Genomic DNA, 19,585 nt, shown 5'->3' on the forward strand with positions numbered 1-19,585 from the left:
TGCTGTCCCCTGCCTGTATCCGATATTTCGTTAGGTCTTATTTTTCTCCTCATGAATGACTCTCCTTTCTTCGCTCAAAAATGACCAGTTGGGTAGGTTGTCCATAGCCTTCTATTTGCTCACCGATACCCTTAATTTCATAGCCATAGTTCTCCTGCTGCGTCCATTCCTCACACCGGGAAGCCAGCTCCGCACGGGTCCACTCAAAGCGATGATCATGGTGACGGAAACTTTCCTGCTCCATAGCGTACACTTCGTTATATTCCTTGTTCGGTGTAGTGATCAGCAGCACTTCTGGCTGATATTCGTTCATGATCGTATCCATAATTCCATTCAGCCGATATTCCTCAATATGCTCAATCACTTCGCACAGAATCATAACGTCCTGGTTTTGCAGCTGCTCGTCAAAATAAAACAATGAACCGATGATCGGCTCCGGCATAGCCACTAGTCCAGAACGACCCTCCAGCTTCGCGAAGCGCTCCATGGCCCGAAGTCGTGACTGACCGGAAGGTTCAACGGCCAGAATGGCCTCCACACCAGGAATGTACGCCAACCGGGCAGACAGCTTGCCTTCCCCGGCTCCCATATCTACAATGCTCCGTTTCACTGGTAACGCTGCAACCACATCTGTGATTGCACGATAACGCAACTCGTTTAACCTCACAGGAGGTTCTGACTGGCTGCCATCGCTAACAGACTCGGACCCACGTTGCTCTTGTTCTCCGTCTTCTCGATGTTCCACGTTAACCTCCTGAATAACCGCCTCCGAGATGTGACCTATTCCTCTCTCCTGTCCAAAAGACGCAGACAAAGCACCCTCTTGTCGCTCATACTGTCGGATCAGTTCGGCAAAACGCAACGTACGCTTCACAATGAGTTCTTTCAGTGGGTGAGCATCCAGCCACCCTTCACCATATCGTTTGATTTTATCGATCTCATCTTCACTGATGAAATAATGTTTGTAATTATCCAGCACTGGAATCAGCAGAAAAAGCTGACGCAGCGCATGTTGTACCGTGTTACGACCACGCAGGATGATATGGCGAACCGTGCTTCTATTTTTCAGATCAAATGAATACGAAAGCTCTCCACGTTCCACCGAAACGGAGTATCCTAATGGCGAGAATAATTCCTCCACAACCTTATCGGGCAGATCGGAAGCCACTGGGCCAAATTTCAGTTCCAGTTCGAAGGCATGATTCACCCACTGCACATAGTCTTCCTTCGGCTTACCATTCAGGGCCGTCCCGAGCGCCGCACGTATGTAGGAGCAGAACAGACTGCTGGTCACGAACTCACGATCGTTAATATATTGCGTAATGTCATATCCATCAGGTGTACCTCTGACCAGATCCACAGGATCAGGCTCGGCATGAATCAGTACTTCTGTTTCGTTCTCTGTAGCCGCAGTGTACACCATTCTTACACGCACACCTTTGTCTACGCGGTCATATATATTCAGCGGATTCTTCGCTAACAGATGGGATACAACTCCCGCGTCAGCGCCGCTTGCTTTCAAGATTAGATGCATCGGTTCTCCTCCTTCGGATCAATTCCATTCTCTTTCACGATTTCCGTTGTCATCAAGCCCTAATTAGTTCCCCACACCTCTTGCAATGCAGAGCGAAAAATCCGGTCCAATTCTTCAAATTGAATTATTTGCTCATTCTCCATCTGGCCGGCCAGTCGTTCAACATGCTCGATCTTCTCTACCAAAAAAGCCTGTATTGCTGGCAACTGCGGCTCCAGATCCAGTTCCTCGCCCGCCTTTTTCCGGCGCAGCAATTCATGAATCTCCGTATACAGCGGTGTAGTCACAGGTACAAGTTCTTGCACCAGCTCTTCGAATGCCATCGGTGGCATCGCATCGTAACGTTCGATCCAGCCACAGGCCAGCAAGGGGCGCAGCACGTAGAAATACTTTTTGATCTTCACCTGCTCACCTTGTAAATAATCTCGTAAATTGCCCTTTGCCATATTCAGATAATGATGCATGCAGGATTTGGGCGAGAAGGTCAAAGGCGACAGTGCACGAATATGCTGTGCCACGCTATACTGTTCATCATACTGAATGGGTGATTGCAACCACTCCAGCAGCGGTGGATTGGATTTGCGAAACAGCTTCAAGGCCTTGCGCAGATCCCAACCATTGATGTCGAGCTGATCACTGATTGGGCGTTCGATCACATCCCTTTTATCCTCAATCGACAAATACCATTCCAGCGGTCTTACATATATGAAACGCACATCATAATCACTGTCCTGTGAAGGAAACCCCCACGCCCGACTGCCGGATTCACAGGCATAGATAATCCGTACCTGCTCCTCCTGTTCAATCTGCTTTAGCTGTTGTCTAATCGTATCTCTCATTTCTTCATGAACATGAGTCATGTCAGTCGCCTCCTTTTAGAAAATTTCATTATGTATCACGGATTCCTATTCCCTTCTCGCATTGTTCACCAGATCGATTAAACGCGTGTCCCTGCCTCGCTCATACCCTCATTATGACCCAAGCATGATCATACGAACATGGCAGAAGTATGGCGACGAATCACTTTCATAACTCATTAAATTATCGTTTACCTTCATAAGTTTAAATGAAACCGGCCACTCTTCCTGCTACAATGAAGGGATAACAAGGAGTGAATGTTCATGGCAAGAGAGAGTTTTGACAAAGAAATTCAGTTCTTACGCATGTTATCCCTAACAAGCGGTGCGTATAACCGCAAACAGTATGCCGAGCGGCTTGGCATATCCGTACATACCTTTGATAAAACCAATCGCAGATTAAAAGAAATCATGCAGAGCGTCGCTGATCAACGTTCAGGTGCTGAAGCTAGCCGGGAAATGGCGGACCTCGTCCGCTTCCAGTATGGAGAATCCGCTGAACCGATGCTGCTCTTCCTCTTCCGCGCTAAGTCGATGAAAGAGACTGAAGTTCAGCGACTCTCTGTGCTTTTGCATACCTTACAAGATAAAGCCCTGACCGCTATGGAGCTGCTGGATGCCTGCTGTGCTGATCTGCCGGAAGATCTGGCGTTACCTGACGAGAAAACCATTCGCTCTGATCTGAAGTATCTGGAAGAGGTTGGAGTTATTCGAAAAGAGCCCGGTGGCAGACCGTATCGCTATGCCTTGCAACAGGACGTCCTTACCGAATTAACGGTGGAGGAACAGCTGGAGTTATATGATTTTGTGGATATGATGGCGAACACTCAGGTGCCTTCCGTACAGGGGTACTTATTGCGGGATAGTCTGAAGAAAGCCATTACGGCAAGTTATCCGCAAGAAGAAGCTACCGAACCCTTTATCTATAAGTATCACTATTATTCTCGTATCCTGGATGAAGCTCATCTCTACACGCTGCTTGGTGCGATTCGCCAGCGCAAACGTGTGCAGTTCTTGTACTTTTCACCCAAAAAACCATCCAGCTACAGTTCACAAAATACGAATCCACGTTTTGAACGGGAAGCAGGCGGACGATCCAACCTGATCGTGCCCCTTGAAGTGGTCTATGACCATCAGTATGGTCGTTGGTATGTGATTGGATATCAGGGCCGCCGCGGCTTTGTGAAATTCCGCATGGAAGGCATCACACAGCTGGAGGAACAAGATTCAATAGAAGAAGAATATATGCTCGAATTGAAGCAACAATGGACTGACATCAGTCGCTACAGTTGGCTCGTGGATACGGGCAATACCGTGACGGTTCAAGCTCGCTTTTTCCACCCGGAGCGTGGTCAGCGCAATTTCATCCTGGATCGGGTTCGTCTGCAAGGTCAATGGGGCAAGATTATGCCCGAAACAGACCATACCTTTCTCTACGAAATTCAGGTCAACGGTACCACCGAGATCAAACCGTGGTTGCGGAGTTTTGGCTCAAGCTGCGAGATAATCGCGCCCCAGAGACTACGCCAGGAGATGATCAAGGAATGGAAGGAGATTGCAGAATATTATGAACCTGTTCGAGAAGATGTTCAATTACCAGATGATGACGCGATTGAATGAAACCGGACTGTTCACCTGGACCTCACAGGAAAGGGCCTGGCTTCGCATGATGCTGAATCACCCTGCTGCGAGAGAAGCGCTGAGCCCTGTAACGTTGGATAAAATGCACAACATGCTGAATGGTGAGCAGGACCTGAACCTTCAGGATTACCTGACCGAAAAAGCCAAAAGCGAAGAAAACAGCGTCTCTCACCCACTGCTTAGACAGTTACGGCTAATTATTCTCCATCACCAGGGATTTCGACTGATCGGTCGCGTCCGCAATGGACGCACGAGTCAGGATGAATTCGGCTTCCCGTATAAACTGGAGTATTCCATGGTCAAAAAAGAATGGTATGTGCTCTGGTATGCCCCTCGCTTCGACAAACTCATGTCTACCAAGCTGCACAGCATCGTTACCGTGGAAGCCCAGCAGGTTGAGCCGGATACCGCTTCTGGCTATACTGCCCGAATTGCTGCGATAACGGAGAAGCGTAAAACGACCATCACCATTGAAGTCCTGCCCGAATTCAATCAGGAGCTGTCCCGAATCCTCTATGCCTTCTCCTGCTTTGAGAAGCAGGTCGAGTACATGGAAGCCCAGCAGACATATCGGATCGAGCTGACCGTCCCGCGGAATGAGATGGACTATGTCTTATCCAAGATGCGTTTTCTGGGCAAACGGGTTCGAATCGCGGACCACACGGTACTGCGTGAGCGCATGTCCGAGACCGCTGCAAAGGCACTAGCCCGTTATGCGCAAGCTGAACCTGATCAGCATTCTGAACGCACACGAGGCATCATATCGCACCAGCATGATGAAGAACCTCGCGTGAACGCTGATGGCCATTGATTTTATTAGAGTGGGTTAACTACGCCTATTGGTCAAAAGCAAACCCATCTATGCAAATAGGGTCTGGATGATATCATCCAGACCTTATTCCTCTATTCCTGTAGAACTACCTAACTGCCGTGAACCCCATGATTCTGCATTACGTTCCACCACTGCTGGCAGCCGAATTCCGTCTTTTATTAATCGCGTGTACGCCCATGACCACCGCAATTAATTCATACGTGTCCAGTTGTTCCGACTGGTTGTCTAATACGAATGCCCCGGAACTAAACCAGCCGCTGGTGCGACGGAAACTGGCCATGATGCGGCCACCACTGCCGCTTATATCATATTCCTGCGAAAATGTTGGAGCAGACACATCATACATTCCACGTGATCCTGCGTCATATTCATACTTTTTGCTAAAGAAACTGAACCTCGCCCGAAGCACACCCAGATGTCGCCCATCTGCTGCAGTGATGTCCCAGCGATTGGTTAACATGCGGAATTTGCCGCTGCAAACCAATCCCGAGTTATCTGATACATCGAGCGAAGAGCCAAAGACACTTTTCAAATCCAGATGCCCTGCCTGTTCCTGATTCGGATTCATAATCTCGGTGTAACCGGCATTAAAAAAGTTATCCCTGAAGTATAATTCCATAACGATTTCTCCTTTCCCAGTTCAATGATCCTTTCCCTAAACATAACTATTCAATCGTACTTTCACACACATTATATCTAAACTTACGTATAATTAGCGGGATTCGATTCATCAAAAAGTGAACTATCATTGGATGTAAAAAACGAGCAACCCTGGTTGCTCGCATCATGTGACCCTTTTATTAGACTTCAACTTTTTTGTTGTTCAGGTAGATGGTAGCCCACACCAAGATAACGGCTACGATGATTTCAAATATAGTACTTCCCCACATGCCGTCCGACCATAATACACCATTGGCTGTGATCGAGATCCCTGTACTTTCTTCCGTGTACTGGAATACCTCGTTTGGATTAAAGCGCCCTGTCATAATAATATTCTCCAACCAGCCAATCAGATTAACGAGGACCAAGAATGCAACGATTCCGATCCATGGCCCAGTTTTCCAACGGAAGCTGCCTGCAATCGAGATCGAAAGGAAGATGATGACGGTCATGAATACCATAACCCATGCGCTAAACAGCAACAAAGTAAGAACATCCGAAACATGTATGCGTGAGAAATCAATATAGGTGGCCATGTTTATTCCGAGCTTCATTGAGATATAGATGTAGGCATGAATTGCACATACAATGACTAGCCCCAACCCGCAGAGGGCTCCAAAGATCAAAGGAGACAACACATGTGACAGGCCTGTTACGGGTAATAAGCGGCGATTATACGAGCGAATATTGGACGAATATGTTTTGATCATTTTCACATAAATAGCCACACCTACTCCAACATAACCCATGATGCCAATCACAAGCCCTGTGACCTCAGACATGAAAAGGGATATTCCCACTTGAGCAATAATCAATATGACTAGCCCAGCCAGCAGCACATTCCAATTTCTTCTAAAGTCATACTTCAATAATGTCATCATTCCGCATAGACCTCCTTGAACATCTCATCCACACTTTTTCCATATTTCAGACGGAGCGTTTCCACTTCTTCCCGCATCACCAGTTGACCTTCACGAATGAAGACCACTTCATCAAAAATTCGTTCGATATCATTCACCAGATGTGTGGAAATGATTAGACTGCTGTTTTCATCATAGAATTTGACGATCGCATCCAGAATCTTGCCACGCGCAACCGGGTCTACTCCGCCAATAGGTTCATCCAGCAAATATAGACGAGCCTTACGTGATAGCGCCAGTGTTAGTTGTAGTCGTTCATTCATGCCTTTGGACAGATGCCGTACCCGGTCACTCTCGACAAGGTTCATAAAGTCCAGCATCTCCCGTGCCTTCTCTTCATCAAAATCAGCATAGAAATCGCGGTAGTACGCAATCGCATCCCGCACTTTCATCCACTTCTCGGTCAATGGACGATCCGGCATGAATGAAACCAGTGCCTTCGTCTCCAGACCGACAGGCTTGCCTGTGACTTGAATCGTTCCGCTGCTAGGATGCAACAAACCTGCAACCAGCTTCATCAGGGTACTCTTGCCACTGCCGTTGCTACCCAGCAGACCTACGATTCGGCCAGGAGCAATATCCAATGTAATATTACTGAGCGCTTTCTTATTGCCATATGTCTTGTTAATCTGATTCAGTTCAAGGATGTTACTCATGCGTTGTTCCTCCCTTTCCTTCCGCAACGGCATCGGCTACGATGGATAAGATATCCTTCTCTTCGATCCCCAGCTCCTGCATTCCGGTCAGAAAGCGTTTCAGCAATTCACCGGCCATCTCTTTTTTGATCGTCATAATCTTCCGCTCCTCACTGGTCACGTATCTGCCCAAGCCCCGTTTGGTTTCAACCACTTCTTCCCGCTCAAGCTCCTGAAATGTCCGTTGTACTGTATTGGGATTGATCTGTAGTTCGGCCGCCAGTTCACGAACCGAAGGAATTTTGTCACCCGCCTGAAGTGTTCCGGTCACAATCTGTCTTTTGATGTACTGCATGATCTGCAGATAAATCGGTAAGTTATTATCAAATTCCATAGTCACAAAGCTCTCGCTCCTCTCTGTACTGGTGTGTTAGTTACATAGTACACTAGTGAAATAGCATTGTAAAGCCCATTTGTTTAAACATATTTTTTCTTCGGTCATGCGGAAACTTCGGCTATCTGTTAATTTGATTAACTTTGCATATAAGCATGGACAAAAAAAGAACAGATCGTGTAGATCTGCTCCGCATGACTTACTATTCGTATTTCCGTCTTATTCTACACGATATCTAAAGGTACCTTGCCTTTAGGTGCAGGGAATACCTCATTCAACCGGGTTAACTCCTCTTGTGTCAAAACGGTATTCACTGCTGCCGCATTGTCAGCCACATGATTCAGCTGTACCGCTTTGGGAATCGCCAGCACGTCTCCGTCCCTAATCACCCAGGCTAATGCGATCTGGGAAGTTGTGACCCCTCGGTCCTGTGCAATCTCTCGAATAACCGGATGCTCCAACAATTCATTTCGAAGTCTGCCACCCTGGGCCAGTGGACAATACGCCATGATCGGAACACGTCGTTCCCGCATCCAAGGAAGTAGATCGTGTTCAATACCACGAGAAGCTGCATGGTACAACACCTGATTCACCATACAATGCGAACCTTCCGGCAAGCTCCATAACTCCTGCATATCCCTTGTGTCCAGGTTCGAGACACCCCACCGCAAAATTTTACCGGATTGCTTCAATTGTTCCAAGGCCTGAACCGTCTCTTCGAGCGGTACTCCTCCACGCCAGTGGAGCAAGTACAGATCCAGACGATCTGTACCAAGACGCGTGAGACTACGCTCACAGGCCGTAATCATCTGCTTGCGATCCGCATGATGGGGATACACTTTGGATACGAGAAATACTTCGTCACGACAGCCCGAGATGGCCTTCCCCGTAACGACTTCCGCCCCGCCTTCTGCATACATCTCCGCCGTATCAATCACGGTCATTCCCAGTTCAATACCGGAACGCAGTGCCCTTACTTCTTCTTCCCGACTGGATTGCTTCTCTCCCATGTTCCATGTACCTTGTCCTATCGCAGGCAAGGCCGTTCCATCTGGAAGCAGAATTGTGCGTGTCTGATTACCATGCATCATCTATATTCCTCCATTCTGAAGACTTTATGGACATTGCGACCTCTCTAACGACGACTATACGAATCATGAATCATGTTATCGCTCACATGTCTCCAGTGGCTCATCATCATGATATACAATTGATCCAGTGGCAAAGTCAGGCTACTTTGGGCAACACTAATCGTCGCATCGACCATATTGCTGTTAACCGTCATCAACTTGCGTTTCATCCCGTTCTGGCGATCCAAAAAAGCTTTCTCATCCCGCAATTTGATCCCGATCATTTTCTGTCCCATTAATTCATACATAAAAATATTCTCAACGTCTCTCCATGCCACTGCTCCTCCTGCAGTATAAGAAGATGAATCTACAAACCCACGCTCGTCGACTACAAAAGAAGGCTCCTTCTTAATCATCTTTACCAGACTGTAGCAGAAACATAGCCCGAAAAACAAAATAGAAAGAAGTCCAATCACACCCGAAAGGATGGAATCATCCGTAACTGAGGAACCATCAAAAATCAAAAAAAATCCGGCTCCCACAAAAAGTGCAGCCCCTGCCGTAAGCCACGCCATTCGTTTCCGGTTTGGATATTCCACATGCTGGTCATAGGATGTGCTCAACGTGACGTTCCTCCTTCATTGCGACTGAATGATAAGCGTTATATATAAACGAAATGCTATGAATCGAATACCTGAATGTACAACAGGAATAGCATTGTACATTAAACAAAATTCACCTGTGTTAAACATTAGATAAAGACCATTTTTCGTCATTTCAGCGGTTATTCAACATTAGGATTCGTCATCCTTCGAGCAAATCCTTTTAACATACCTATATGAATTGAACTAAGTATATTTACACGGGCCACTCCGATGACAGAACAACCTTTCGATCGCTGTTATCCCCAGATTTTTTTGATTCCACTTTTTCAAAGTGAAAATCCGGGGATAGCCTATGCTTCCGATGCAGCTTTCTTTCAGAAAGCTTTTAGGCGAACGCTCCGCTTCTTCAGGTTATTTCTGTCCTCTCCGTTACGTGCAAATGTTTAATTTAATTTATATACATTGTTAGAAAGTATTGCCTCTCCTTTATTACGCTTATTGTCCTGTCCCTTGCTTTCCGTTAATATAAATGGAAAGGTTAGGAAATTAAGCAATTCTAATTCATGGTGGGAGGACAAACAATGAACAGTCTGCGCGGCATAACATCGGAAGATCTTTATCAGATTACATGGGTTAACGATCCAACTCCGTCCCCTCAAGGCGGACAACTGGTCTATGTAAGCCGGAAAACGAATGAAGCACGTGACGGTTATTGTTCTCACCTGAGACTGTTGCATCTAGGGAGTCGAAAGGACAGACCTTTTACCTCTGGTGAGAAGGATCATTCCCCTGCCTGGTCACCCGATGGGTCCCAGCTGGCCTTTTTAAGAGAGGTTGATGGGAAATCCCAAGTGTGGATCATCGCATCAGATGGCGGAGAAGCACAGCAAATCAGTCACCTGAAACATGGCGTCAGTTCCCTGCTTTGGTCACCAGAGGGTCATACCATACTTGTGAAATCATCCGTGGATATGAGCGGAGATGAAGAATCAGAACATACAGATCCTATAGACGATAAACCCAAACTGCTGCAAGAACATGTCGTGGACCGGATTCGCATGAAGTCAGATGCCAGTGGATTATGGAACGGTCGACGTTCCCACCTCTTCGCTCTCGCACCGATCGATGCGGAAGCACTTCCTGTAACTACAGGTCATTATGACGTTGGAGACTACGCCTGGTCCCCGGACGGAACATCCATCGCTTGGATTGCGCAGATGCCCGAAGAAGGCGAGGACCATAATGATTACACCCTGACTAATCATGTGTACCTTGCCAAAGCAGACGGATCGGATCTGCAGCAGTTGACCCCGGAAGGATATACGTTCAGCCGACTTACATTTGCACCGGATGGACAATCTCTTGCACTGCTCGCCAGTGACCGTTCTTATGGAAATGCCACACTTGTGAAGCTATATACCCTTCCTATATCAGATGGTGAACCCGTATGTCTGAGCACGGATTGGGATGTACAGTTGAATCACAGCATTGTGGGCGACATGCGATCACATCTGACAACTACGGGGCCTGTATTCAGCAGGGATGGTACTTCAATCTTCTGTCTGGCGACTATCCATGGTAGTGTACGCATCGCCAAATTCGCACGAGACGGCAGCGGTTCCGAGTATATATTGCCTGACGAACGGGAGATTTATCAATTTGCCGAGTTGGAAAACGGGCAGATCGTTGCCGCAGTTGCCGATACGCGAAGCCCCGGTGACCTCTATGTGTATGAACAACCGGGTGATTCCGGCGTAGAGCCAATTCAGCTCACCCGCAGCAATCCACAGCTTGAGGATGAGATCCACCTTAGTACACCGGAAACCTTCTGGTTTAATTCCTCGGATGGCCTGCGGCTGCAAGGGTGGATCATGAAACCTCATGGCATGGTCGACGGAGTTAAAATCCCGACCATTCTGGAGATTCATGGCGGCCCACACATGATGTATGGTTTTACATTTATGCACGAGTTCCAGATTCTCGCTGCACAAGGCTACGCTGTTGTGTACATTAATCCACGCGGAGGGCTAGGATACGGGCAGCAATTCGTAAACGCCTGTCGCGGAGATTATGGCGGCGGCGATTATCGCGATCTCATGGAGAGTGTGGATTATGCCCTGTCCCAGTATAAGTTTATCGATGAATCCAGACTGGGCGTAACAGGGGGCAGCTATGGCGGATTCATGACCAACTGGATTGTTGGGCACACCGATCGCTTCAAGGCCGCTGTTACCCAGCGTTCCATCTCCAACTGGCTATCCTTCTATGGCGTAAGTGACATTGGGTATTTCTTCACGGAAGACCAGATTGGCGGCAACGCGTGGGATGACACGGAAAAACTGTGGAAGCACTCTCCGCTCGCTTATGTCGGCAACGTGAACACGCCGCTGCTCATTTTGCATGGCGAACAGGATCTGCGGTGCCCGATTGAACAGGCCGAGCAGTTGTTCATTGCGTTGAAACGGCGTAAGCAGACCACAAGGCTCGTTCGTTTCCCAGGCGCCAACCATGAGTTGTCCCGTGGAGGTCATCCTCACCTGAGAGTACGCCGCCTGGAGCATATTGCCGGATGGTTTAACGAGTACCTGTAACGGACTATTAATTCAAAGTATAGAACCAGATATGGATTCAACCCTAAAAGCCGCCCAATGAAATCTGTTACGATTTCATTGGGCGGCTTTTGCTGTTCACTTTTTATAGAAGGGAAGATTACTCTTCGCCCCATACCACGGTGATTTCATTCAGATCCTTGTTGGTTGCAGACACAGCACCTGTGATCGTCACGGCATATTTCCCATCTTCACGACCTACGATGCTGAAGCCGTCTGCCTGGATATCCTGACTGTTTTGGCTCAGATTTTTGGTCTGATAATAGTCTTTGTAGGATGTTCCAATCGTTAGCAACGTTTCTTTGGTGGTGTACGTGAGCACTACTTTTTTATTGTCGCCGTCTACATTGCTCTCAATGAGACTGATTGCCTTCGCATCCTTCGGTAATGGGAAATCAGCCGGAAGATACTTGGACTTCACGCCTGCCGCTTGTGTGTTCGTGCCTGTAGATGGCGATGTTGATCCGCTGTTACCTGTGGATGTTGACCCACCGGAGGAGCTTGAGGAACCGATGCTTACTTTATTGTTTTGGGAATCATACTTCACTTCGGTCTTCAGCGCATCGGCAATGGAGCGAACGGGGAGATATGTACTGCCCTGATACGTAATTGGTGCAAGTTTGCCCTGGTCACCTGTCGGTGTGAATTTCTGTCCGTTCACTTCGATGGCGAGCCCATGGTTTAGGTAAGCTTTGATCGTCTCCAGTTGAGTTCCTGCATATACACCTGCCGCCCCCGTCAACACCATGCCAAACACCCCAGCAGCAATCAACCACTTTTTGCTTTTCATCCCTATACGCCTCCTGAATTCAAATGTCGGCTTTTTGCATAATACCGTTCAAGACGCTCTTTCGATTTATGCAAAAGACCCAGTGTAGTGTTATGCTCATCATGTATGGGTACGAGCCTATTCGGATAACAGCCCGTTGTTCCATCAAATGTTAGCAATATAATAGCATCTGGTGAGAGGTTGTAAACGATAAATGGGCAAAACAGGCCCAGGGGCGTACAAAATTAGTCTTTGTCGTATTCCCGCAGTTCTCTCGCTCGTTAAGTTGTTCTTATATGAATAAAGTCCCGAATTTCGGATCATACATATGAAGCTAAACATGCACGTTCATGAGTTGCGAAAATTACCAATGTATTAGATAATTATTTGTCGATTGTGGTCGAAGGAACGGAAATTCAAGGGGGATTCATACGATGAACAACAATAACAGTACATTTGACCAGTCTATTAACCGGATTTCTACCGGATCTGAGAAATGGGATGCACTTGAGGATATTTTCGGCGCTGCTAATGCGCTTCCGATGTGGGTTGCCGATATGGATTTTGCTGCTCCACCGTCAGTCATTCAGGCCCTGCAAACACGTATGGGGCATGGAATCTTTGGTTATACGGTGCGGACAGGGGCATATCATGCAGCCGTTGCAGGTTGGATGGAACGGCGCCATAACTGGAAAATTAACGATGATTGGATCGTATTCACTCCAGGTATTGTGCCAGCACTCAGCATTGCTGTACAACGATTCACGGATCCGGGAGATGCCGTGGTGATCCAAACTCCGGTGTATGCTCCCTTCTATGAGGTGGTACGTGGTCAAGGCCGTGAACTGATCACAAATCCTTTGATAGAGAATGATGGTCATTATACGATGGATCTGGAGCAACTGGAGTCCAGCTTGCAGACGGGTCGGGTCAAGATGCTAATTCTGTGCAGTCCTCATAATCCGGTTGGACGTGTATGGACTCGTGAGGAACTCGAAGGACTTACAGCACTGTGTCTGCAATATAACGTACTGATCGTTTCAGATGAAATCCATGCTGATCTTGTTCATCAGCGCGGAGCTCATACACCGCTGACCCTGATCTCGGACGCCGTCTCTGATCTAAGCATCATCTGTACGGCTCCAAGCAAAACGTTCAACATTCCTGGCCTCTGCACATCCAATATCATCATCCCTAATGCCAAGTTGCGTGAATCATTCGCGCAGGGTGTGAAAACGATGGGACTTGCCAGTATCAGTACGCTGGGCGCCGTCGCAACCGAAGCTGCATACAACGGTGCCGAGGACTGGCTGGATGAGTGTCTTGCCTATATCCGTGGAAATATGGAGTATGTACAACAGTATGTTACAGAACACATGCCACAGATCAAAATGCATCTGCCCGAAGCGACCTATCTGTTATGGATGGATTTCCGGGAGCTGAATATCCCACATGCACAACTATGCAACATGCTGCTTCATGAAGCGGGGCTTGCTTTCAATGACGGAAGCTTCTTCGGAACAGAAGGGACAGGATTCATGCGCATTAATGTAGCCTGTCCACGTTCTACGGTTGAAGAGGCGATGCGGAGATTATCTGTGCTGGTTAGCAATCTGTCGGACAATTAAGCTGTACGTCATATCTATGTACAGCGCTCATGAATGGGAAATAGGGTGCCCCCATAGTCATATCCATGTTTATCTTCATGGTTAATGACTTCAGGGACACCCTTTTTTTGTATTGAATGACTGTATAGACTCAAAAAGCTACAGTGACGTGGGCATCGGAACAATTCTGTCACACAGCCTGTCCAGTAAATCCCGATCATGGCTTATGATCAATAGCCCCAGATTACGCTGTCGAGCCACCCCCATCACGGTATGCCAGATCTGTGCCTGAGTGATCGCATCCAGCATCGTCGTCATCTCATCTGCGATCACGTAACGTGTCGCTGTGCCGAGTGCCCGCGCCACACAGAAACGTTGCAGTTCTCCACCGGATAATTCACCCGGCCTGCGATCCAGCCAGGTTTGCTGAATACCCAAAGCTTCGAGCAAATGCTCATCCTGCACAGCCGCCTCCTGAAGCACGCGGCGCATTCGCCAGCGTGGGTTCACCGCCTTCTCCGGATGCTGAAATACCAGTTGAACCGGACACGCTCCCGTGCGAGGGAGTGGTTTCCCATCCAGTAGCACTTGTCCTGCCACAGGTTCGGCATATCCTGCAAGGATGCGTCCAAGGCTTGTTTTGCCACAACCACTAGGTCCCCACAAGCCAACCGCTTCTCCCTGTTGCACCTGCATGTTCATCTGTTGGAATACCCATGATTTCTGATCGTAACGATAACTCGCCTCCCGTGCTTCAAGTGACATGGAAACACCTCACTTCTCCGCCTCGTATCTTACGAAGCTCTGGACGTTCGCGAGTACATGCAGCGGTTGCTGCGTTGCATCGGGGAACAAATGAACAGCCTGCTGTGATCTCTTGACCTGCCAACGGCTGAGAGCCTGGAAGCGGCTGAAATCCATTCTGCGGCAGTGCATTCCACAGCGCTTTCGTATATGGATGACGCAGACGTTCTCCATTCCCCGTAAAATCATCTACTTGCGCCGTCTCTACATTGGCCCCCGCGTAAAACACAGCGATGCGATCCGCTGCCGTCAGGGCCGTCGTGATATCATGAGTAATCCACAGAATGCCTACACCTTGATCTGCAAGTTCGCGAAATTGCTTCATTGTCTCGGCCAGCACTTCGGGATGAATGCCTGGTGTCGGCTCATCGGCAATGATCAGCTTGGGCTGACCCGTGGTCGCTGTCGCCATCAGCACACGCCTTGCCATACCTCCGGACAACTCAAACGGGTATTTCCCGGCTGTTCCTTGAGGAAGACGATACCGCTCGGTCAGCTCCTGCTCCGACTTTTTCAAGTGGGATCGAGTCATGAATCTGCGCTTCCGTCCCGAATCTCGGGTTACCGGCTGAACTTGCCTTCCTACCTTCATCAACGGGTCCAAATAACTGACGGATTGCGGAATTAACACCAGTTCATCACCACACAGTTGAAGCTGCCGCTCTGGGGACAAGGGCTCGCCACTATAGCTAATTCTCCCATCCAACCCGGCATTGGCAGGCAGAATGCCCATAATGGCCTGCGCCAGCACACTTTTGCCTGATCCGCTTGCGCCTACAACAGCCATAATCTCTCCCTCATGTACGGAAAGATCCAGATTCTGAATGACATACGTCTGTTCATGCCCAAACCATCCACGAGCACGCCGAAATGACACCGACACTCCCTCAATATCAAGCAGAGCCATTTTTACCTCACCTCCCTTGAACTACCCGTACCCGTTAATGTCTTCAGACTATTGCCCAATACATCAAACGCACGAACAACCAGCAACAGCGCGAGTCCCGGGAAAAAGGCAAGCCACCACATGCCAGCAGATAAATATCTCATCGACTCTGACAAAATAATTCCGATGGCCGGTTGTTGCGGGGACAACCCCAGCCCCAGAAACGTAATGGCTGCCTCATGCAGAATCGCATGAGGGAAAATTAACAGCACGCCCACGAACAGCTGCGGAACTAAATGCGGCAGCATATGCTGCATGGCAATGCGTAATCGAGATCGGCCCAACTTATGTGAAATCTGAATATATTCTGCGGATTTCAGTTGAATCATCTCCGCTCGGACAATCCGAGCCAGATTTGGCCAGTGCGTCAACGCGATCGCTGCCGCCACTCCTGCCAGACCTCCACCGAATACAAAGGCCAGCATGACCAGCGATACCAGATGTGGCACACTCAGGAACAGGTCAATGATCCATGAGATTACCCGGTCAGCAGCCTTACTAGAAGCCGCCCCCAGACCCAGCAGTAGTGCGATCAGTCCGCCACCACAAGCTGCAAGCAATCCCACTTGAATGCTGGTTGCCAATCCTTTTAACGTGCGCATGAACATATCTCTTCCGAGCCAGTCTGTCCCAAAGGGATGTGCCCAGGCAGGAGACAGGTTCCGATCCATTAATGAGGTTAGGGTAGAACCAGCGGGGAGCAGCCTGCCCGTCAACCACACGATGACAATCCAGATCAAGGCAAAGCTACCCCAAATCACAGCCCTTTGGCGAGAATTGCGAAAAGGTTGGTTGCTGATACCCGCATAACCTTTTCTTGTTTGGCTTGTTTCTTTTTCAGCCCCCGCTTGCAACAACTCCGGATTAATGTTGTACCGTACCTCTTGATTCGCCTTTTTCACTTTCTGTGCTTCGGCTGTTTCTGCCGTCTGCTCGGAGAAGCGTTCTACCGTCTGCTTCATGACATCAGCTCCTCCTTCATCCGTGGATCGATCATACGATACAGAATATCGGCCACCATATTACCTGTAAAAACAAAGATTGCACTGCACATCACAAGTCCGAGCAGCAGTGGTACGTCACCGCGCAACCCCGCCTGGACCGTTGCCTGACCCAGTCCGGGGTAAGAGAATACCTGTTCTGCAAGCACAGCTCCCCCGAACAATTCACTGAACGAAGCAAACTGCAGTGTGATAGCCGGCAAAACAACATGTCTGAACCCATGTCGACGGAACAGCTGAAATCCATGCTCACCCCGTGCTCTCGCGAACAGAATATAATCTGACTCGAGCACATCGGTGAGCTTCTGCCGGGTATGCAAAGCGATGGAAGCTACCCCGGTCAAACTAAGGGTCAACGCTGGCAGAATCATATGAATAGCCCGATCTCCCCATGTCACCTGATCAGCCGACATCCCTGCGGGTACTCCAAGCCCTACCGGAAGCCATCCGAGCCATACTCCAAATACCATGAGCAGCAACAGCGCAATCCAGAATACCGGCGTGGAGGCCAGTGTATAACAATACCAGCAGATCAGGCGATCCAGCTTCGAATCCCGTCTCATGGCAGCAACTACGCCAAGAGTGAACCCAATGATGCCGGATAGTAGCCAGGCTACAGCCATAAGCGCTACAGAATTCATGAATCGCTCCTGAATGATATCTGCTACAGGTTGTCTGTAAATCATTGATGTTCCCAGATCTCCCTGAATCAGCGCTTGTCCCCAAGTTAGCAATCGTTCTGTAGGGGATTCATTCAATCCCCATCGTTCTTCGATAAGACTGCGCTGTTCGGCGCTTACCCGGATCATGTCTCCACCAATGTAGGCCTCGATCGGATCCACAGGAGAGAATTGCATTAATATAAAAGACAATACACTGACTCCAACCAATAGAGATAAGAGTCGCAACATTTTAAAACCAATAAATCTGGCCCATCCATCCCTGCCCGTCATCCCAATCTCTCCCCAATTCAGGCTAAAGCTCACCGCATCGTTTCCTACTTCGTACTGTTATCCCACGACCATTCCTCCAGATTGGTTGTCACCGGCCAGCCGTGACCATGGGGATGGATCTGTTGCTCACCAATGTTCAGGCCATTCGTAACCAGATACAGATGATCTATGTTCACGAGCCACGCCCATGGCGCATCCCCCTGATAACTGAAACCTGTTGTTCCATCCCATTCCGCTTTCTGCCAGAACGGGAATGCCTCTTCTTCAGTGGTTGCCTGAAGGGCCTTCTCCATCCATGAATCCACGACAGGATTACTGTACAGTCCCACATTGTAATATCCTTCTCCCTTGTGGGTGCTGCTATAAAGGTTATAGGTCTCCAAGGGATCATGGCTGCCCCAGCCAAATAATACAGCGTTGGAGTATGCCATCTTTTTCGTGTCTTCACGGCTTTTGCCCTCAACATTGATTTTAATTCCCGCTTGGGCAACCATATCCGCAGCAGCCAGCGCCAGAGATTGTCTTGTTAGATCACCTGCAAAATAAAGCAGATTGAATTCAGCCTTGACGCCGTTTTTCTCGACGATACCGTCACCGTCCGTATCTACCCAGCCGCCAGCCGCCAAAATTCGCTTCGCTTCTTCGAGGTTCGCATCCGTAAATACAGCTTCCGCATTGCTCCAGGGCAGATCATCACTGACGGAATAGGCTGGACGACCGTATCCCTCCAGTACGCCCTCAACCAAAGCCTTGCGATCAATCACGACATTCACCGCTTGGCGAATCGCCAGATCGGACGTCACATCATTCCCTGCGGGAAGACCCTCGCCCGATTTGGCACCAGCAGGCTGCATGGGGAACATGATGCCCCGGTTATCTACAGTCTTCACGGCCTCCAATGTCATACCATTCACCTGTTGCTTGCTAAACGCTGCCGGAATAGCAGCAATATCCACCGTACCTGCCTGCGCAGCGGCGTAGGCTGCATCTTCATCCAGGTACAGGAACGTAAGTTTGTGGAACATGGACTTGTTTCCGTAATATTCTTCATTGGCCTCAACAATGGCCTGTTGTCCCCTGTCCCACTGAACCAGCTTGTACGGTCCCGAACCGATCGGATGTTCCGCATAATCGGCACCATAGGCGTGCTCAGGCACAATGCCAAGGGTCGTCAGCAGACTAATAAACGTGGACTGCGGCGACTTCAGTGTAAATACGACCGTTCGATCATCGGGTGCCTGCACATCAGCCATATTCGTTAAATCAATAACAGACCCACTCTTGGCAGCTGTATCAAACGTAAATTCAACATCCTCTGCTGTGAGTGGCTCGCCATCAGAGAACTTCACATCATCTCGAAGCGTAACTGTCCATTCCAGACCATCTTCACTAACAGAATATGTAGTTGCCAGATCGTTAACCAGTTGCAGCTTGGCATCCCTCTTGAGCAAAGTACTCTGGAAAAGCGGCGAACCATATTGCCCCCATCCAGTTGTCGGATCAAACCCGCCTTCCGGCTCCGTACCTACAGCAAGTACCAATTCGTCTTTGGTCGGGGTATTCCCAGGTTCTCCATTCACTGCTGATGAAGTTGTTGGCGCTGTCCCCTGTGCACAACCAGATAATCCAATGGAACATATAAGCAGGATACCTAATCCTGTTCTAACTTTTCGTTCTCCCCATCTCCATGAAAATCCGCCCATACGGGTCGTTCCCCCTCTACATTTGTGCTGCCCTCATTCATTTCG

Annotated in this window: 18 protein-coding genes; 4 read left to right on the forward strand and 14 right to left on the reverse strand. The window is 48.7% G+C overall.

Going from position 1 to position 19,585, the window contains the following annotated elements:
- Window positions 1-49: 49 nt before the first annotated feature.
- Together FS628_RS08675 and FS628_RS08680 are read right to left on the reverse strand one after the other, a co-directional pair.
- Window positions 50-1,534: a 3' terminal RNA ribose 2'-O-methyltransferase Hen1 gene (locus FS628_RS08675; protein ID WP_145320850.1), complete on the reverse strand. Its 1,485-nt coding sequence runs from the start codon at window positions 1,532-1,534 to the stop codon at window positions 50-52.
- 59 nt (window positions 1,535-1,593) lie between these two features.
- Window positions 1,594-2,394, reverse strand: a complete 801-nt coding sequence (locus tag FS628_RS08680; RefSeq protein ID WP_145320852.1) for a nucleotidyltransferase domain-containing protein — start codon at window positions 2,392-2,394, stop codon at window positions 1,594-1,596.
- 261 nt (window positions 2,395-2,655) lie between these two features.
- On the opposite strand from FS628_RS08680, the gene FS628_RS08685 reads away from it, so the two are divergent.
- Both FS628_RS08685 and FS628_RS08690 read left to right on the forward strand, forming a co-directional pair.
- Window positions 2,656-4,011, forward strand: coding sequence for a helix-turn-helix transcriptional regulator (locus FS628_RS08685; RefSeq protein WP_145320854.1), 1,356 nt, complete (start codon window positions 2,656-2,658; stop codon window positions 4,009-4,011).
- Window positions 3,959-4,843 (forward strand): WYL domain-containing protein, encoded by an 885-nt coding sequence (locus FS628_RS08690; protein WP_260870986.1) that lies wholly within the window; start codon window positions 3,959-3,961, stop codon window positions 4,841-4,843. Before FS628_RS08685 ends, FS628_RS08690 begins: the two co-directional genes overlap by 53 nt.
- Window positions 4,844-4,982: 139 nt before the next feature.
- Here FS628_RS08690 and FS628_RS08695 read toward each other — a convergent pair whose 3' ends face one another.
- The 6 genes from FS628_RS08695 to FS628_RS08720 all read right to left on the reverse strand — a co-directional run bounded on the left by FS628_RS08695 (window position 4,983) and on the right by FS628_RS08720 (window position 9,166).
- Window positions 4,983-5,483, reverse strand: coding sequence for a hypothetical protein (locus FS628_RS08695; RefSeq protein ID WP_145320856.1), 501 nt, complete (start codon window positions 5,481-5,483; stop codon window positions 4,983-4,985).
- A gap of 181 nt (window positions 5,484-5,664) precedes the next feature.
- On the reverse strand, window positions 5,665-6,405 hold the full coding sequence (locus FS628_RS08700) for a hypothetical protein (protein WP_145320858.1): 741 nt from the start codon (window positions 6,403-6,405) through the stop codon (window positions 5,665-5,667).
- Complete coding sequence (locus tag FS628_RS08705) at window positions 6,402-7,100, reverse strand: ABC transporter ATP-binding protein (RefSeq protein WP_145320860.1); 699 nt, start codon at window positions 7,098-7,100, stop codon at window positions 6,402-6,404. Before FS628_RS08705 ends, FS628_RS08700 begins: the two co-directional genes overlap by 4 nt.
- On the reverse strand, window positions 7,093-7,479 hold the full coding sequence (locus tag FS628_RS08710) for a GntR family transcriptional regulator (RefSeq protein ID WP_145320862.1): 387 nt from the start codon (window positions 7,477-7,479) through the stop codon (window positions 7,093-7,095). The genes FS628_RS08705 and FS628_RS08710 overlap by 8 nt, the downstream gene beginning before the upstream one ends.
- Window positions 7,480-7,697: 218 nt before the next feature.
- Complete coding sequence (locus tag FS628_RS08715; protein ID WP_440131271.1) at window positions 7,698-8,561, reverse strand: aldo/keto reductase; 864 nt, start codon at window positions 8,559-8,561, stop codon at window positions 7,698-7,700.
- Window positions 8,562-8,608: 47 nt separating this feature from the next.
- Complete coding sequence (locus FS628_RS08720) at window positions 8,609-9,166, reverse strand: STM3941 family protein (RefSeq protein WP_145320866.1); 558 nt, start codon at window positions 9,164-9,166, stop codon at window positions 8,609-8,611.
- A 563-nt stretch (window positions 9,167-9,729) separates the two neighbouring features.
- Between FS628_RS08720 and FS628_RS08725 the strand changes: the two genes are divergently transcribed.
- Window positions 9,730-11,739 (forward strand): S9 family peptidase, encoded by a 2,010-nt coding sequence (locus tag FS628_RS08725; RefSeq protein ID WP_145320868.1) that lies wholly within the window; start codon window positions 9,730-9,732, stop codon window positions 11,737-11,739.
- A gap of 118 nt (window positions 11,740-11,857) precedes the next feature.
- On the opposite strand, the gene FS628_RS08730 is transcribed toward FS628_RS08725, so the two are convergent.
- Window positions 11,858-12,547 (reverse strand): stalk domain-containing protein, encoded by a 690-nt coding sequence (locus FS628_RS08730; protein ID WP_145320870.1) that lies wholly within the window; start codon window positions 12,545-12,547, stop codon window positions 11,858-11,860.
- A gap of 413 nt (window positions 12,548-12,960) precedes the next feature.
- On the opposite strand from FS628_RS08730, the gene FS628_RS08735 reads away from it, so the two are divergent.
- Window positions 12,961-14,154, forward strand: coding sequence for a MalY/PatB family protein (locus tag FS628_RS08735; RefSeq protein WP_145320872.1), 1,194 nt, complete (start codon window positions 12,961-12,963; stop codon window positions 14,152-14,154).
- 138 nt (window positions 14,155-14,292) lie between these two features.
- On the opposite strand, the gene FS628_RS08740 is transcribed toward FS628_RS08735, so the two are convergent.
- The 5 genes from FS628_RS08740 to FS628_RS08760 are packed head-to-tail and all read right to left on the reverse strand — an operon-like array spanning window position 14,293 to window position 19,540.
- The gene (locus FS628_RS08740; RefSeq protein ID WP_145320874.1) at window positions 14,293-14,898 is read right to left on the reverse strand and encodes an ABC transporter ATP-binding protein; all 606 of its coding nucleotides are present in this window, start codon (window positions 14,896-14,898) and stop codon (window positions 14,293-14,295) included.
- Entirely contained in the window at window positions 14,888-15,844 is a 957-nt protein-coding gene (locus FS628_RS08745) for an ABC transporter ATP-binding protein (RefSeq protein ID WP_145320876.1), read from the reverse strand. The genes FS628_RS08740 and FS628_RS08745 overlap by 11 nt, the downstream gene beginning before the upstream one ends.
- Window positions 15,845-15,846: 2 nt before the next feature.
- Window positions 15,847-16,845 (reverse strand): ABC transporter permease, encoded by a 999-nt coding sequence (locus FS628_RS08750; RefSeq protein WP_186327746.1) that lies wholly within the window; start codon window positions 16,843-16,845, stop codon window positions 15,847-15,849.
- Window positions 16,842-17,837 carry an ABC transporter permease gene (locus tag FS628_RS08755; RefSeq protein ID WP_145320879.1) on the reverse strand — a complete coding sequence of 332 codons (996 nt, stop codon included), beginning with the start codon at window positions 17,835-17,837 and terminating at the stop codon, window positions 16,842-16,844. The genes FS628_RS08750 and FS628_RS08755 overlap by 4 nt, the downstream gene beginning before the upstream one ends.
- 44 nt (window positions 17,838-17,881) lie before the next feature.
- Window positions 17,882-19,540 (reverse strand): ABC transporter substrate-binding protein, encoded by a 1,659-nt coding sequence (locus FS628_RS08760; RefSeq protein WP_145320881.1) that lies wholly within the window; start codon window positions 19,538-19,540, stop codon window positions 17,882-17,884.
- Window positions 19,541-19,585: the final 45 nt, after the last annotated feature.

Origin of the sequence: Paenibacillus xylanexedens (genome assembly GCF_007676705.1) — a bacterium.
GTDB lineage: Bacteria > Bacillota > Bacilli > Paenibacillales > Paenibacillaceae > Paenibacillus > Paenibacillus xylanexedens_C.

Coding starts and splice junctions, on each gene's coding strand:
- FS628_RS08745 (WP_145320876.1), bottom strand. CDS start 15,844: ATGGCTCTGCTTGATATTGAGGGAGTGTCGGTGTCATTTCGGCGTGCT.
- FS628_RS08700 (WP_145320858.1), bottom strand. CDS start 6,405: ATGATGACATTATTGAAGTATGACTTTAGAAGAAATTGGAATGTGCTG.
- FS628_RS08715 (WP_440131271.1), bottom strand. CDS start 8,561: ATGCATGGTAATCAGACACGCACAATTCTGCTTCCAGATGGAACGGCC.
- FS628_RS08675 (WP_145320850.1), bottom strand. CDS start 1,534: ATGCATCTAATCTTGAAAGCAAGCGGCGCTGACGCGGGAGTTGTATCC.
- FS628_RS08730 (WP_145320870.1), bottom strand. CDS start 12,547: ATGAAAAGCAAAAAGTGGTTGATTGCTGCTGGGGTGTTTGGCATGGTG.
- FS628_RS08690 (WP_260870986.1), top strand. CDS start 3,959: ATGAACCTGTTCGAGAAGATGTTCAATTACCAGATGATGACGCGATTG.
- FS628_RS08685 (WP_145320854.1), top strand. CDS start 2,656: ATGGCAAGAGAGAGTTTTGACAAAGAAATTCAGTTCTTACGCATGTTA.
- FS628_RS08725 (WP_145320868.1), top strand. CDS start 9,730: ATGAACAGTCTGCGCGGCATAACATCGGAAGATCTTTATCAGATTACA.
- FS628_RS08755 (WP_145320879.1), bottom strand. CDS start 17,837: ATGACGGGCAGGGATGGATGGGCCAGATTTATTGGTTTTAAAATGTTG.
- FS628_RS08705 (WP_145320860.1), bottom strand. CDS start 7,100: ATGAGTAACATCCTTGAACTGAATCAGATTAACAAGACATATGGCAAT.
- FS628_RS08680 (WP_145320852.1), bottom strand. CDS start 2,394: ATGACTCATGTTCATGAAGAAATGAGAGATACGATTAGACAACAGCTA.
- FS628_RS08760 (WP_145320881.1), bottom strand. CDS start 19,540: ATGGGCGGATTTTCATGGAGATGGGGAGAACGAAAAGTTAGAACAGGA.
- FS628_RS08740 (WP_145320874.1), bottom strand. CDS start 14,898: ATGTCACTTGAAGCACGGGAGGCGAGTTATCGTTACGATCAGAAATCA.
- FS628_RS08695 (WP_145320856.1), bottom strand. CDS start 5,483: ATGGAATTATACTTCAGGGATAACTTTTTTAATGCCGGTTACACCGAG.
- FS628_RS08750 (WP_186327746.1), bottom strand. CDS start 16,845: ATGAAGCAGACGGTAGAACGCTTCTCCGAGCAGACGGCAGAAACAGCC.
- FS628_RS08735 (WP_145320872.1), top strand. CDS start 12,961: ATGAACAACAATAACAGTACATTTGACCAGTCTATTAACCGGATTTCT.